The organism is Pseudomonas sp. T1.Ur (assembly GCF_023516725.1).
Lineage (GTDB): Bacteria > Pseudomonadota > Gammaproteobacteria > Pseudomonadales > Pseudomonadaceae > Aquipseudomonas > Aquipseudomonas alvandae.
In genome coordinates this window covers 1,495,120-1,508,792 of the sequence record NZ_JAMGSN010000001.1, presented here as the reverse complement: position 1 = coordinate 1,508,792, position 13,673 = coordinate 1,495,120, and the positions used below count along the sequence as shown (strand labels likewise).

Sequence of the window (13,673 nt, the reverse complement as noted above, 5' to 3'; positions counted from 1 at the left end):
AAACTGAACCACCGCTATCGCGAGCAAGCTCGCTCCCACAGGGGATTGGGTTACTTCATATCCTGGGTAATAAAAAACGGCACCTTTCGGTGCCGTTTTTTATGGCCGGTACAAGGTTACTTGCGCGCCGCCTCCCAAGATTTCAACAGCTCGGTGTAGCTCACGGTTTCACCTTTAGGCTTCTCGTTCGCCAGTTTCGGCTTCGGTGCGCCCGGCTGGTCGAACCAGTATTGCGCGTCGCGCTCAGGGTTCATCTTAGGCGCGCAGGTGGCCTGGGCCTTGGAGCGTTCCAGGCGCGTCATGATCGCGTCCTGGTCCTTGGCCAAGCCATCGAGGGCCTGCTGTGGCGTCTTCTCGCCGCTGGCCGCTTCGGCGATGTGGCTCCACCACAGTTGCGCCAGGCGCGGATAGTCCGGCACGTTGGTCCCGGTCGGGGTCCATTGCACGCGGGCCGGGCTGCGGTAGAACTCCACCAGGCCACCGAGTTTCGGTGCCAGGTCGGTCATCGCCTGGGAGTTGATGTCCGACTCGCGAATCGGCGTCAAACCGACGATGGTCTTTTTCAGCGACACGGTTTTCGACGTCACGAACTGTGCATAGAGCCAGGCCGCGAGCTTCTGCTTCTCAGGCGTGGACTTCATGAACGTCCAGGAACCCACGTCCTGATACCCCAGCTTCATGCCCTGCTCCCAATACGGACCGCGTGGCGAAGGCGCCATGCGCCATTTCGGCGTGCCGTCGGCGTTCACCACCGGCAGGCCCGGCTTGGTCATGTCGGCGGTAAACGCGGTGTACCAGAAGATCTGCTGGGCGATGTTGCCCTGGGACGGCACCGGGCCGGACTCGGAGAAGGTCATGCCCGCCGCTTCCGGTGATGCGTATTTCTTCAGCCAGTCCACGTATTTGGTGGTGGCGAACACGGCGGCAGGGCCGTTGGTGTCGCCGCCACGGGTGACGCTGGAGCCGACCGGATGGCAGTCTTCGACGCGAATGCCCCACTCGTCCACCGGCAACCCGTTCGGCAGGCCTTTGTCGCCGCCGCCAGCCATGGAGAACCAGGCATCGGTGAAGCGCCAGCCCAGGGACGGGTCTTTCTTGCCGTAGTCCATGTGGCCGTAGATGCGCTTGCCGTCGATCTCCTTGACGTCCTCGGAGAAGAACTTGGCGATGTCTTCATAGGCCGACCAGTTCACCGGTACGCCCAGCTCGTAGCCGTACTTTTCCTTGAACTTGGCCTTCAGGTCCGCGCGCTCGAACCAGTCGGCGCGGAACCAGTACAGGTTGGCGAATTGCTGGTCGGGCAGTTGATAGATCTTGCCGTCCGGCGCGGTGGTGAAGGAAATGCCGATGAAGTCCTTGATGTCCAGTGTCGGCGAGGTGTAGTTCTTGCCTTCGTTGGCCATCAGGTCGGTGATCGATTCGGTCTTGCCGTAGCGAAAGTGCGTACCGATCAGGTCCGAGTCGTTGACCCAGCCGTCATAGATATTCTTGTCCGACTGCATCACCGTCTGCATTTTTTCCACGACGTCGCCTTCTTGCAGCAGGTCGTGGGTCAATTGGATGCCGGTGATTTCGGTGAAGGCCTTGGCCAGTACCTTGGACTCGTATTCGTGCGTGGTGAGGGTTTCCGACACCACGTTGATCTTCATCCCGCGAAACGGCTCGGATGCCTTGATGAACCACTTGAGTTCTTCGAGCTGCTGGGCGTCCGTCAGGGTCGACGGCTTGAATTCACTGCCGATCCATTTTTTTGCGGCGTCTTCATAGGCGTCGGCCCAGGCCGTAGCGCTCAGCCCGCTGAGTGCCAGCATGGCTGCCAATGAAACGCTATGTCGCAGCTTATTGTTTTTATCGAACATAGAGACCTCCTGTTTGGGTTTAAGAGCCTGATCGCGAACCGACTAGCCCCACCGCATCACTGCCAACAGCCACACCCAGGACAACGCGAACGCTATCCAGATGCTCCAGTCGGTGGCGCCGATGACCAGCAGATGCAGGTAGGCGCTACCGAGAAGACCGATAAACAACCGATCGCCACGGGTGGTGGCAATCGGCAGGAAACCCCGCCGAGGGATGCTCGGCGAACGCAGTTCCCAAGCGGTCATCCCCGCCAGGAACAAGGCGATGACGCCGAAGAATGCCGCCGTGGGGGCGGTCCAGTTCATCCATTCCATCATCGACTCCTCAGACCCGGCCCAGGGCAAAGCCCTTGGCCACGTGGTTGCGAACGAACCAGATCACCAGCATGCCCGGCAGGATGGTCAACACCCCCGCTGCCGCCAGCACGCCCCAGTCAATCCCCGACGCCGACACCGTGCGAGTCATGACCGCCGCGATCGGCTTGGCGTTCACCGACGTGAGCGTGCGTGCCAGCAGCAGTTCGACCCAGGAAAACATGAAGCAGAAAAACGCCGTGACGCCGATGCCGGAGCCGATCAACGGGACGAAGATCTTGGCGAAGAACTTGGGGAAACTGTAGCCGTCAATGTAGGCGGTCTCGTCAATTTCTTTCGGCACCCCGGACATGAATCCTTCGAGGATCCACACCGCCAGCGGCACGTTGAACAGGCAATGGGCCAGGGCAACGGCGATATGGGTGTCGAACAACCCGATGGACGAATACAGCTGGAAGAACGGCAACAGGAACACCGCCGGTGGCGCCATGCGGTTGGTCAGCAGCCAGAAGAACAGATGCTTGTCCCCCAGGAACCGATAGCGGGAAAACGCATACGCCGCCGGCAACGCGACCGCCAGGGAAATCACTGTGTTCAGGCTCACGTAGTACAGCGAGTTGAGGTAACCGGTGTACCAGCTCGGATCGGTGAAGATCACCTTGTAGTTGTGGAAGGTGAAATCGTGTGGCCACAGGGTCAGGCCGCCAAGGATCTCGGTGTTGCTCTTGAAGGACATGTTCAGCAGCCAGTAGATGGGCACCAGCAGGAACAGGATGTAGATCAAAAGCGGAATCAGCTTTCGGTTGCTCATTGTGCGGGCCTCAACGGTTGGCGTCGGCGTGCGTCATGGCGGTGTAGAACAGCCAGGACACCAACAGAATGATCAAGAAGTACACCAGGGAAAACGCCGCCGCCGGGCCCAGGTCGAATTGACCGATGGCCATTTGCGTCAGGGTCTGGCTGAGGAACGTGGTGGCGTTGCCCGGCCCGCCGCCGGTGAGTACGAACGGCTCGGTGTAGATCATGAAGCTGTCCATGAAACGCAGCATCACGGCGATCAGCAGCACGCTTTTCATCTTCGGCAACTGGATGTGGCGGAACACGGCCCAGTTCGACGCCCGGTCGATCCGCGCAGCCTGGTAGTACACGTCGGGAATCGCCCGCAGTCCCGAGTAGCACAGCAGCGCCACCAGTGAAGTCCAGTGCCAGACATCCATCACCAGCACCGTCACCCAGGCGTCCATGGTGTTGGCCGCATAGTTGTAGTTGATGCCCAGCCCATTGAGCGCCGAACCCAGCAAGCCGATGTCGGCACGGCCGAAAATCTGCCAGATGGTGCCCACAACGTTCCATGGGATCAGCAGCGGGATTGCCAGGATGATCAGCACCAGGGACGACCACTTGCCCTTGGTCGGCATGGTCAGGGCGATGGCGATGCCCAGGGGGATTTCAATCAGCAGCACGCATGCCGAGTAGATGAACTGGCGCAGCAGCGAATCGTGCAAGCGTGGGTCGAGCAGCACCTGCTTGTACCAGTCGGCGCCGACGAAATAACGGCTGGATTGGTCGAAGATGTCCTGCACCGAATAGTTGACCACAGTCATCATCGGGATCACGGCACTGAAGGCCACCAGCAGGAACACCGGCAACACCAGCCACCAGGCCTTGTTGTTCTGCACCTTGTTCATGGCTGCACCTCGCCCACGGGTTCAAGCAAATATTCATCGGCATAGACCATCAGCCACTGCGCCGGAAAACTGATGTACGCCGTTCCTTCCGGCACCGGTTTATCTTCGGCCAGGCGCACTTTCAGCGGTGCGCCATCAAGGTTGAGGGTCAGGATCTTGTAGGTGCCCAGGTCTTCGACATGCACGACGTCCGCGCGCATGGCGTCGTCGTAAGGCCCGTCCCAGACATGCACGAACTCGGGACGGATGCCGACCTTCAGGCTTTTGCCTTCGACTTCGGCGACACGCTGTTGCAAGGTGTCCGACAGCGGCAAGTGGGTCGAGGCAAAGCCGACGCCACCGGGCTGCGCCGTGACCTCGATCAGGTTCATTCCCGGGCTGCCGATGAAGTAGCCGACGAAGGTGTGGCTCGGCCGCTCGAACAAGTCCCGTGGGGTGCCGAACTGCACGATCTGGCCGCCGTACATCACGGCGATCTTGTCGGCGAACGTCGAGGCTTCCAACTGGTCGTGGGTGACGTAGACCATGGTGATGTTGAACTGCTCGTGGATCTGCTTGAGCTTGCGCCGCAGTTTCCATTTCAGGTGCGGGTCGATCACCGTCAACGGCTCGTCGAACAGGATCGCCGAGACATCGTCGCGCACCAGCCCACGGCCCATGGACACTTTCTGTTTTTCGTCGGCGGTGAGGTTGCGGGCCTTTTTATCCAACAGATTCTGCAGGTCGAGGACCTCGGCGATTTCCTGCACCTTGGTGTGGATCCGCGCCTCGGCCATGCCCTGGTTGCGCAGCGGGAAGGCCAGGTTGTCGAACACCGTCATGGTGTCGTACACCACCGGGAACTGGAACACCTGGGCAATGTTGCGGCGCTCCGGGGTCAGCTCGTTGACGACTTTGCTGTCGAACATCACCTGCCCTTCAGACGGGCTGAGCAAGCCGGAAATGATGTTCAGCAATGTGGACTTGCCGCAGCCCGAAGGCCCGAGCAACGCGTAGGCGCCGCCCTGCTCCCAGATGTGGTTCATCTCGCGGATCGCGTAGTCCTCGGGGCCCGCCGGGGTGCTGGTGTAGCTGTGGGCGAGGTTCTGCAAACGAATTTCGGCCATCAGGCAACCCTCGCAATACGCTGGCCTGGGGCTTGGACCAGCTTGCCCTGGGCGTCGAAGACAAACAGTTTATGGGTCGGGATGTAGATGCGGATCGGCGCGTCAACGTCGTATTCATGCACGCCCGGCAAATGCAGCACCAGCAGGAAGTGTTCGTTGCGCACGTGCAGGAACGTCTCCGAGCCGCTGATCTCGGCCACCTCGACGGTCACGGCCAGTTCGAGGTCGTCGTCATTGCTGGGCACCAGCGAGATATGGCTGGGGCGCACGCCGAAACGGAACTCGCCCTCACCCACCGGGCGCAGGTCGACGTTCAGCGGAAAGTGGACGAAATTGGCGAAGCTGACTTCATTGCCGGCGATCCGCCCGGGCATGAGGTTGATCGGTGGTTCGGAAAACAATTCGGCCGCCAACACGGTTTGTGGCTGGTGATAGACGGAAGAAGACTTGCCGCTCTGGATCACCCGGCCCTCGTGCAGAATCGTCGTGGTGCCGCCCAAAGCCAACGCTTCGTTGGGCTCGGTGGTGGCGTAGACGGCAATGGTGTGGCGGGCCTGGAACAGCTCGCGCATTTCCTGGCGCAGCTCTTCGCGCAGCTTGTAGTCCAGGTTCACCAGCGGCTCATCGAACAGGATCAGCTCGGCGTCCTTGACCAGGGCTCGCGCCATTGCCGTGCGTTGCTGCTGACCGCCTGACAATTCCAGCGGGTGACGCTTGAGGAATTTTTCGATCCGCAGCATTTTTGCGGTTTCCAGGACCTTGCCCTGGATGATGTCTTCGGACACACCGCCCTGGCGCAACGGCGAGGCGATGTTCTCGAAAACGGTCATGGTCGGGTAATTGATGAACTGCTGGTAAACCATCGACACGTTGCGCAGCCGCACCGGGCGGTGGGTAACGTCGACGCCGTTCATCAGGATGCGGCCGCTGTCGGGCTTGTCCAGACCGGCCATCAGGCGCATGAGGCTGGTCTTGCCGGACAGCGTGCGGCCCAACAGGACGTTGAAGGATCCGGGTTCGAAACTCAGATTGGCATCGTCGATCCAGGGCTGGCCTTCGACGGTGCGACAGATGTGCTCAAGCTTTAATGACATGGCTCGGCCTTTTTATTATTTGGAGTCAAGCGACCCGAGTTGGAAAGCGAAAGCCGTGCCAGAAATCGCAACCTATTGATCAGATTGATATTCCCCTTGATTCCTTGGGAAAAGACGTTCGTTGGTGAACACAAGTGAACAACCATGAATGAACAATTGAACAACCGACCGGTTGACAATGAACAATTTTGAACAACACTGAATGAACGCTTTTCGGTTAGCCTGGCCATGCCCCCACAGGGTTGATGTATGAAGTCTATTCAGGCCTGCCCCAGCACAAGGAACCTGTGCGAGACTTGCCACAACAATAAAAACAGCTCCTGCGAGAGTGCCCCATGGCCGCACCTGCTCCTGCCTTGTCCCACGAGGCCATCATCCAGGCTTCCTGGTCCCGTTGCCGTGCCTTTGGCCTGAATCACCAGAGCGTGCCCGCGTTCGATCAGCTACCGGCCGACGGCATCGCCCAGTTGCTGGAGAGCCAGCATTCACTGGTGCAGACCACCCACCAGGAAGTCTTGCCGTACTACGAGAACATCCTGAGCAATTCCAATTGCCTGATCATGCTGGCCGACCATCAAGGCCAGGTCCTGACGTCTTGGGGCACCCAGCGCTTCATCGACCCGAAACTGGCCCATGGCTTCAGCGCCGGCGCGAGCTGGATGGAGCGCTGCACCGGGACCAACGCCATCGGCACCGCGCTGGCCTGCGAGCAGGCGGTGCACATCGAACATGATGAACACTTTCTCAAGGCCAACCGCTTCATGACCGGTTCCGCGGCGCCGATCTTCGACGCCGAACGCAAGGTCATCGCGGTACTGGACGTCTCCAGCGACAGCTACCTGCCGCCGTCCCACACCCTGGGCATGGTCAAGATGATGAGCCAGACCGTGGAGAACCGGCTGATCCTCAACCTGTTTCGCGGTGAACACTTCCAGCTGACGTTCAACACCGGACTGAACAACCTCGACAGCCAATGGGCCGGATTGCTGATTTTCGATGAAAGCGGCCAAGTGCTCTCGGCCAATCGCCGCGCCGACAATCTGCTGGGCCTGAGCCTGTCGCGGGTGAGCATCGAAAGCCTGTTCAAGGTCTCGCTAATGGAACTGCTGAACCAGCCCGACGGCCTCCCGTTCGCCTTGCAGGCGTCCGGGCGCAATCGCTTCCAATGCCTGCTCAAGCGGCCGAAACAGGTTTCGGTCAAGCCGCGCATCTTCGCTGAACCGACGCCCTCGCCCACTGATAACGGCATCAGCCTCAACACCCTGCACTTCGGCGACAGCCGCGTGGAAAAAGCCGTGCGCCAGGCCGAACGCCTGCTGGAGAAAGATATTCCGCTACTGATCCACGGCGAAACCGGCGTCGGCAAGGAAGTGTTCGTCAAGGCCCTGCACCAGGCCAGCTCGCGCTGCAAGCAGCCGTTCATTGCGGTCAACTGCGCGGCCATTCCTGCCGAACTGGTGGAATCGGAACTGTTCGGTTACGAAAAAGGCGCCTTCACCGGCGCCAATCAAAAGGGCAGCATAGGCCTGATCCGCAAGGCCGACCGTGGCACGTTGTTCCTCGATGAAATCGGCGACATGCCGCTGCCGACCCAGGCCCGACTGCTGCGAGTCCTGCAGGAGCGTTGCGTGCAACCGGTGGGCAGCGCCGAGCTTTTCCCGGTGGATATCCGCATCATCTCCGCCACCAATCGCTCGCTGCGTGAACAGGTGCAACTGGGGCGGTTTCGTGAAGACTTGTATTACCGCATCGGCGGCCTGACCCTGGAGCTGCCGCCCCTGCGCGAACGCAGCGACAAGCAGGCGTTGTTCAAACGCCTCTGGGAACATCACCGCGAACCGACCCAATGGGCTGGCCTGAGCCGTGAAGTCCTGGAGCTGTTCGAGCGTCATCCTTGGCCGGGCAACCTGCGGCAAGTCAGTAGCGTGTTGCAAGTGGCCCTGGCAATGGCCGAGGAACAACCGATCCGCCCCGAGCACCTTCCCGACGATTTTTTTGTCGATCTGGAGATGGAACCAGTGGAGACGCCGGAACCGTTGGCGGTAGACCTGAACGATGCCGAGGATTTGAACCGTCAACTTCAGGCGGTGGGCGGGAATATTTCCCACTTGGCACGGCGGCTGGGGGTCAGCCGCAATACCTTGTACAAGCGCTTGCGCCAATCTGACAGCTGATGCAAATCCTGTGGGAGCGAGCTTGCTCGCGATAGCGTCCGTTCAGCCGATGACGAGGTGACTGATACAACGCCATCGCGAGCAAGCGCGCTCCCACAGGCTGCCATTTCATTGAAACAACGGATCAGTCGAACGCACCGTTGAGCACTTCATAGATGATCCCGCTGGCAATCGCCACCAGGATCAGGTCGGTGCCGACCTGCTGCCACTCATAGCCGTCATAGTGCGGCAAGCGCCCCAGCAGTCGTCCGTCGAGCTTCTTGGCGATGCCGGGGGGCAACGGTTTGCCCCGGGCAAGGTTTTTCTGGATACCCGGCGGCAGTGCCGGGCCTGGGCTCCAATAATCGCGATAACCGCCAATCACGCCAAGAATACCGCCACGATCGATGCTCGGGCCGTTATGCCAATCGCCGCCACCGCCTTGGTTGCCCTTGCCGCCCTGATTACCTTTATTACCTTGGCCTCCCTTGTTGCCCTGCCCGCCTTTGCCTCCTTGACCGTGCCCCTGGCCCTGATCGAATTGAGCGTTTCCCTTACCGTTACCCGGGTCCGCGACAACGATCCCAGGGCCTGCGGCCAGGGCGAGACAGGTGACTGCAGCAATCAACGAGCGCGATTTGAACATGGCAGTTCTCTCAAAAAGGGGATGTCCCCTGTAAAGATATAGAGACTAACGGTGATATTAGTTCCATATCACGCTTACGTCATTCGCCGGCCCGACCGGGTCCACTGTTGCCCGAAAACGCCGCCACCCTGCGCCACAGGTTGATTGAGTTGGTTTTGTATTATCAGTGACTTATTTCTGAGGCATGGTTGAAACGTTGCCGGCCTCGACGGCCACTGGTCGCCTTTGAAACTTCGCGAACGTCACGCGGGCGTGTCTGGCTCAAGGTTTGCAGCGGACCGTGGTAGCAGCGCAGGACGACGTCTTCCTGGCGCGGCAGCAAATTCTCAACGCTTGGTCAGCCACTGGAGATGTACCGTGTCAACTCTCAACGAAATCGCAGCGAACCACGCGAGAATGGCAAAGTTAAAGGAAGAAGAGTCGATGCGGCTGAATGCGCTTCAAAGCCAGATAGTGGGCAGTTTTGAAATGCCGTCCACCCAGCCTACGCATGAAATGCCGCTGCACTTCTTGACCATAGCGACGGAGCATGTTTTTGCCGAGGCCGTGATTTGACGGTTTGCCCTGGTACTTGATCAACCTGTCGCCCGTTATAAAACGGGCGCGTCACGTTCGCCTGCCTTCAACTTCCCTAGCCTTTCCCCAAGCGCCATGCCTGCGTCCGCAGGATCTACCGTGATGCCCATCACAGATCAGATAGTCAGCTAAACAGCCAGTGCGGTATTTTCGTGCGCGAACGCTTATAAAGCGGACAGTAAAAACTGCTTCAAAGTCGCGCGACCTCTCGAGAGAACGAATTCTCTCATGGAAAACAAGGAACGATAAAAATGAGCATCCCCGAGCACGTGGAAAGCACCGACAAATACAGCGCCAAATGGCAAGAACGCTTTGACTTCTTTGAAACCTATGGCGCGCCAAACGACCCGCGCTACAAGGAAGCCGTCAAGACGTTGCCGGACTTCAAGAAAAAAATCCTGATCAACGCCAACGTGATCGCGTTTTTCTTCGGCCCGATCTACCTGTTTGTCCTGGGACTTTGGAAGAAAAACCTGGCCCTGCTTGGGGCCTTCCTGGCGATCAACATCGTATTGAGCGTGGTCTTCGCCATGATCGGCATGGATTTCCCCCGACCTTTGAGCATGGGCCTGAACGTCGCGATGTCGATGATGTACGCGCTGATGACCAACTACGCTTACTACTTGAAAGAAATCAAAGGCGAGCAAGACTGGAATCCGCTCAAGGGCATGCGTCTCTGAAAACGGGCCTAATCGTCAGTGCGCATAAAAATGGCGCAAACCGTCAAGCCTGATTGTCTATTGGAAGTCGCCTGGGATAACCAGGCTTTCTTCCAAGGAGCTCGAAAATGGCTGACGACTTGAGCAACCGCGGGCCGCGAGACCGGAGCCGCATCAACACTTCCGAAGAGTGGGAACTGAGATACTGGACAAAAGAGTTCGGCGTAACCGAAGACGAGCTCAAGGCAGCGGTCAAGGCCGTTGGGGCAGGAGCCGAAGATGTTCGCAGGCAACTGAAAAAGTAATCAAAAAAGCCCTGCATGACTGTAGGGCTTTTTTGTAAGTACTCGCGCCCCTCGATAAGCCTGTTAGAAAAAATGAATTACCCGCCGAGGCGTTCGGTCAACAATTATGAACGCAGTAATCTGACGAGGTAACAGCGATGACTATCGAAGCAGAGACACTCGTACAACTGACCGAAGCACTTCAAGAACGCGGCATGGTATTGGTATCCGACGTGGCATTTATTCGCGCACCGTATCGGCAGGATCATCATTGGGTTTGCATGGTCGAGTGATTAGGAATCCGCCGTGTTCATCGCGCCGGCAGTTCAATCAGAACGCGGCTGCGCCGAAAGTGGAACATCGAACACTCGGTCGAATACCCACTGAAAACCCAGTGAGTAAAAAAAGAAAAACACAAACAAGCCCAGGTTCGTCACCAGCGCCAACCACAGGCTGATACCCAACCAGGCTCCAATCACCGGCGTCAGGATCAGCGTCAAGCCGCCCTCGAACCCCAGGGAATGAAGCAGTCGGCGTTGCCAGTTGCGATGGCGGCTGCGCTGACGCCGCTCCCACCATTCGAACAGACCGTTGAAAAGCATGTTCCAGGCCAGCGCAACGGCAGAAATCACCAGCGACAGCAGGGTCGAATAAGCCATGCCCTGCCCGTAGACGAGCGCAAGGGAGGGCGCGACAAAAAGCACACCACCGGCCTCGTAGAGTATGGCCTGAAGAATTTTGCGAACTGCGCCTTGCATCGATGGACTCCAGCAACTGAGAAGGAACCACAGCCTGGCAAGTTGAGCGCTCGCGCTCAATTGAGCTAAATTGAGCCACGCTCAACCTGAGTAACCTTCCCGCCCATGTTCGCCAAACTGCCCCTTACCGCCTTGCGCGGCTTCGAATCCGCCGCACGGCTGGGCAGCTTCAAGGCGGCGGCCCAGGAACTGAACGTCAGCCCGGCAGCGATCTCCCATCAGGTCAAAAGCCTCGAAGCGTTTCTCGGCGTGCGACTGTTCGAACGCTCCAGCCAAAACGTGCGCCTGAGCGCTGACGGCGAACGCCTTCAGCCCTACCTGCACCGCGCCCTGCTCGACATCCAACACGGCCTGCAAATGCTGGCACCGTCGTGTACCGCGCAGTCCCTGGTGGTGAGCACAACGCCAGCGTTTGCCAGCCTGTGGCTGATACCTCGGCTCGGAGACTTTCATCGGTTGCATCCGGAGATTGATGTCAGGCTGCACAGCAGCAACGACGTGGTCGACCTACAACGTGACGCCAGCATCGACCTGGCGATCCGGGCCCTCTTCACGCCAGACCCTCACCTGTTCGAGCAACCTCTATTGGATGAATACTTTGGTGCTTATTGCCAACCCGGTTGGCAACCGCCCACAGCGGGCTCGCCCGTCGAACTCATCGACGTGCCATGGCTGAGCAGCGCAAACGTCGCGGTCGATTGGGCTGCATGGTGCGCCAAGGCCGACACCCTGGGCTGGCTGGATAACGCGCGCTTTCGACGTTATGACGAGGAACAGCATGCCTTGCAGGCGGCGGTCGCCGGGCACGGGCTGGTGCTTGCCAGCAATGTGCTGGTTGCCGACGCGGTTGCGCGTGGGGAGTTGATTGATTACCGGCCTGAGGTTCGTTTGGCGGGGGCGCGGTATACGGTGGTGTGCGTGCCGGGGCGGGAGCGGCAGGTGGAGGTGCGGGCTTTCAGTGAGTGGGTATTGGGGCAGAATGTGGGTTGAGTTGGAAAGCAACATGAAAAGGAACCTGTTGCCCGGATGAGGTGATTCTGTACAGAAAGCCACGTCAGAATCGCAGGATGTGAATGGAGTTATCTCGTCGCAAGGAAGCCAGGAAATATCAGATAGAAGAGAACCCGTGGGCGGACGAAGTGTTTGAACGAGCGGCACACGCCTGACGACAGACAAGCCCGGCACCAGGCCCGGTCTTCAATGAAGCACTCTACGACTTTCCCCTATTCTTATGCGGTCAAGGGCGCGGTTTAACGCATCCAGCGCTTTTAAAAGTGCCTGCGCCTCGGATTCCCGGCCATCTCCCCACAGGCGCTCAGCCATTTTGTTGAGCGCCAGGATCGATCGCTCGATTTCGGCAGCACTGGCTGTCGTTTTGTCGTCTGGTTGTTTCTTTGGCATTTTGATTGACGCTTCTTTCAAGGTTGGTAGAGGCATTTACGCTGCAAGCTATACCCTCCTATCGCAAAGCCCCACGCCTAAGCCCAGATGACAGACTCTGTGTTGATCTCTGCGACAGAAGTAGCATTGAACTGCCGCTGGCGGTGCAGATCATCGCGCATTTTCGGGTAATCGAATTTCTTGGTCGCCAACTCTTTCAGCACAAGACTTGAAATTTTGTAGGTGCCGCAGTCACCGCAGTCAACAAGCTCTCCACTTTGATCCGCTTCGGACTGCTTCGCTTCCAACCCGCATAGATAGCACTTCATGGCTGATCTCCTGTTTGCCGATGCTTAGGAGATCGTCTCGTCATGGCGGAAGTTTCAACTGGCTGACCTTCCGCTTAGTGACGGCCCCAAATCAATCGTTCCCAATTCAGATTTCAGCTCATAAAAACCCGGTTCAGCGGCCGAGTCCCCCTTTCTGCCCCTCGCGGCGCACGGTTGCGCCGTCTAACGGCATGACCTAGGCCCGCCACCGTGGAAGAGCTCTCTCGAAAAATGAAAAAGCTCGATGTACGAAACTATTGAAGCGAGCGGCATCACGCCGCAGGCCTGCTTGTTGCCCCCCAATCAGGCACAGGTGGGCCACCTGCCCTATCACTTCTGCTTCGCCCGGCCTATGGGCCAAGCGGCGACATGTCCGTATCGCGAAGTCGAGTCGTGTTGTGTCGACGCGCTGCTGAAACTCGGCAACCAACGGATCGTGCAGCGACCAGGCCCGGATTGAAATTTCCCGGCCAGGTTGTTTCTCAGCGGCAATGCTCAAGTAGCGTGTCAAGGTTTCGCCTGCGCTACGCCCCTCCCCTGCATAAGCGAGCATGCGCCCCGTGTAGTCTTCTTCCCAAGCGGTTAGCAACGTACGGACAAAGTCTTCGCGATTGCGGAAATGGTGATAGAACGATCCGCGGGTCACATTCAATCGGCGCGATAGACTCTCGGCTGAAACGCCAATATGCCCTACCTGGTCGAGGGCCTCAAAACCAGCCGAGATCCAATGGTTACGCGTTAGTTTTTCCATCCGCTATTTCGCTCCCTATCCAGCGCCATACAGGCTGTGTATGGCATGCAACCAATTGATACCTTGCGAGCACCG

General features: G+C 58.7%; 17 protein-coding genes. 6 read left to right on the top strand and 11 right to left on the bottom strand.

Going from position 1 to position 13,673, the window contains the following annotated elements; translation table 11 throughout:
• Positions 1–116: 116 nt before the first annotated feature.
• The 6 genes from M8Q45_RS07010 to M8Q45_RS06985 are packed head-to-tail and all read right to left on the bottom strand — an operon-like array spanning position 117 to position 6,062.
• On the bottom strand, positions 117–1,859 hold the full coding sequence (locus M8Q45_RS07010; protein ID WP_249874082.1) for an ABC transporter substrate-binding protein: 1,743 nt from the start codon (positions 1,857–1,859) through the stop codon (positions 117–119).
• A 42-nt stretch (positions 1,860–1,901) separates the two neighbouring features.
• Positions 1,902–2,174 carry a DUF2160 domain-containing protein gene (locus tag M8Q45_RS07005; protein WP_249874081.1) on the bottom strand — a complete coding sequence of 91 codons (273 nt, stop codon included), beginning with the start codon at positions 2,172–2,174 and terminating at the stop codon, positions 1,902–1,904.
• 10 nt (positions 2,175–2,184) lie between these two features.
• Complete coding sequence (locus M8Q45_RS07000; RefSeq protein WP_181288985.1) at positions 2,185–2,985, bottom strand: carbohydrate ABC transporter permease; 801 nt, start codon at positions 2,983–2,985, stop codon at positions 2,185–2,187.
• A 10-nt stretch (positions 2,986–2,995) separates the two neighbouring features.
• The gene (locus tag M8Q45_RS06995; RefSeq protein WP_249874080.1) at positions 2,996–3,862 is read right to left on the bottom strand and encodes a carbohydrate ABC transporter permease; all 867 of its coding nucleotides are present in this window, start codon (positions 3,860–3,862) and stop codon (positions 2,996–2,998) included.
• Complete coding sequence (locus M8Q45_RS06990; protein WP_249874079.1) at positions 3,859–4,968, bottom strand: ABC transporter ATP-binding protein; 1,110 nt, start codon at positions 4,966–4,968, stop codon at positions 3,859–3,861. Before M8Q45_RS06990 ends, M8Q45_RS06995 begins: the two co-directional genes overlap by 4 nt.
• Positions 4,968–6,062 (bottom strand): ABC transporter ATP-binding protein, encoded by a 1,095-nt coding sequence (locus M8Q45_RS06985; RefSeq protein WP_181288988.1) that lies wholly within the window; start codon positions 6,060–6,062, stop codon positions 4,968–4,970. Before M8Q45_RS06985 ends, M8Q45_RS06990 begins: the two co-directional genes overlap by 1 nt.
• Before the next feature lie 335 nt (positions 6,063–6,397).
• Here M8Q45_RS06985 and M8Q45_RS06980 point away from each other — a divergent pair, with 335 nt between their 5' ends.
• Entirely contained in the window at positions 6,398–8,236 is a 1,839-nt protein-coding gene (locus M8Q45_RS06980; protein WP_249874078.1) for a sigma-54-dependent Fis family transcriptional regulator, read from the top strand.
• A 124-nt stretch (positions 8,237–8,360) separates the two neighbouring features.
• Here the strand turns inward: M8Q45_RS06980 and M8Q45_RS06975 are convergent, their stop codons facing one another.
• Entirely contained in the window at positions 8,361–8,861 is a 501-nt protein-coding gene (locus M8Q45_RS06975) for an anti-virulence regulator CigR family protein (RefSeq protein WP_249874077.1), read from the bottom strand.
• A 357-nt stretch (positions 8,862–9,218) separates the two neighbouring features.
• On the opposite strand from M8Q45_RS06975, the gene M8Q45_RS06970 reads away from it, so the two are divergent.
• The 4 genes from M8Q45_RS06970 (at position 9,219) to M8Q45_RS28375 (ending at position 10,673) form a co-directional block, all read left to right on the top strand.
• On the top strand, positions 9,219–9,416 hold the full coding sequence (locus tag M8Q45_RS06970; protein ID WP_198795984.1) for a hypothetical protein: 198 nt from the start codon (positions 9,219–9,221) through the stop codon (positions 9,414–9,416).
• Between the two features lie 272 nt (positions 9,417–9,688).
• Positions 9,689–10,117 (top strand): DUF2628 domain-containing protein, encoded by a 429-nt coding sequence (locus tag M8Q45_RS06965; protein ID WP_249874076.1) that lies wholly within the window; start codon positions 9,689–9,691, stop codon positions 10,115–10,117.
• Positions 10,118–10,224: 107 nt separating this feature from the next.
• Positions 10,225–10,401, top strand: coding sequence for a DUF3606 domain-containing protein (locus tag M8Q45_RS06960; protein ID WP_080628505.1), 177 nt, complete (start codon positions 10,225–10,227; stop codon positions 10,399–10,401).
• A 137-nt stretch (positions 10,402–10,538) separates the two neighbouring features.
• Positions 10,539–10,673, top strand: a complete 135-nt coding sequence (locus M8Q45_RS28375) for a hypothetical protein (protein ID WP_264427241.1) — start codon at positions 10,539–10,541, stop codon at positions 10,671–10,673.
• Between the two features lie 33 nt (positions 10,674–10,706).
• Here M8Q45_RS28375 and M8Q45_RS06955 read toward each other — a convergent pair whose 3' ends face one another.
• Entirely contained in the window at positions 10,707–11,138 is a 432-nt protein-coding gene (locus M8Q45_RS06955) for a PACE efflux transporter (protein WP_249874075.1), read from the bottom strand.
• A 105-nt stretch (positions 11,139–11,243) separates the two neighbouring features.
• Here M8Q45_RS06955 and M8Q45_RS06950 point away from each other — a divergent pair, with 105 nt between their 5' ends.
• Entirely contained in the window at positions 11,244–12,128 is an 885-nt protein-coding gene (locus tag M8Q45_RS06950) for a LysR substrate-binding domain-containing protein (RefSeq protein ID WP_249874074.1), read from the top strand.
• Between the two features lie 207 nt (positions 12,129–12,335).
• Here M8Q45_RS06950 and M8Q45_RS06945 read toward each other — a convergent pair whose 3' ends face one another.
• From M8Q45_RS06945 to M8Q45_RS06935, 3 genes are all read right to left on the bottom strand, one after another.
• Positions 12,336–12,539 carry a hypothetical protein gene (locus tag M8Q45_RS06945; protein WP_249877278.1) on the bottom strand — a complete coding sequence of 68 codons (204 nt, stop codon included), beginning with the start codon at positions 12,537–12,539 and terminating at the stop codon, positions 12,336–12,338.
• Positions 12,540–12,616: 77 nt separating this feature from the next.
• Complete coding sequence (locus tag M8Q45_RS06940) at positions 12,617–12,847, bottom strand: hypothetical protein (RefSeq protein WP_249874073.1); 231 nt, start codon at positions 12,845–12,847, stop codon at positions 12,617–12,619.
• 196 nt (positions 12,848–13,043) lie between these two features.
• On the bottom strand, positions 13,044–13,598 hold the full coding sequence (locus M8Q45_RS06935; RefSeq protein ID WP_249874072.1) for a TetR/AcrR family transcriptional regulator: 555 nt from the start codon (positions 13,596–13,598) through the stop codon (positions 13,044–13,046).
• Positions 13,599–13,673 lie beyond the last annotated feature (75 nt).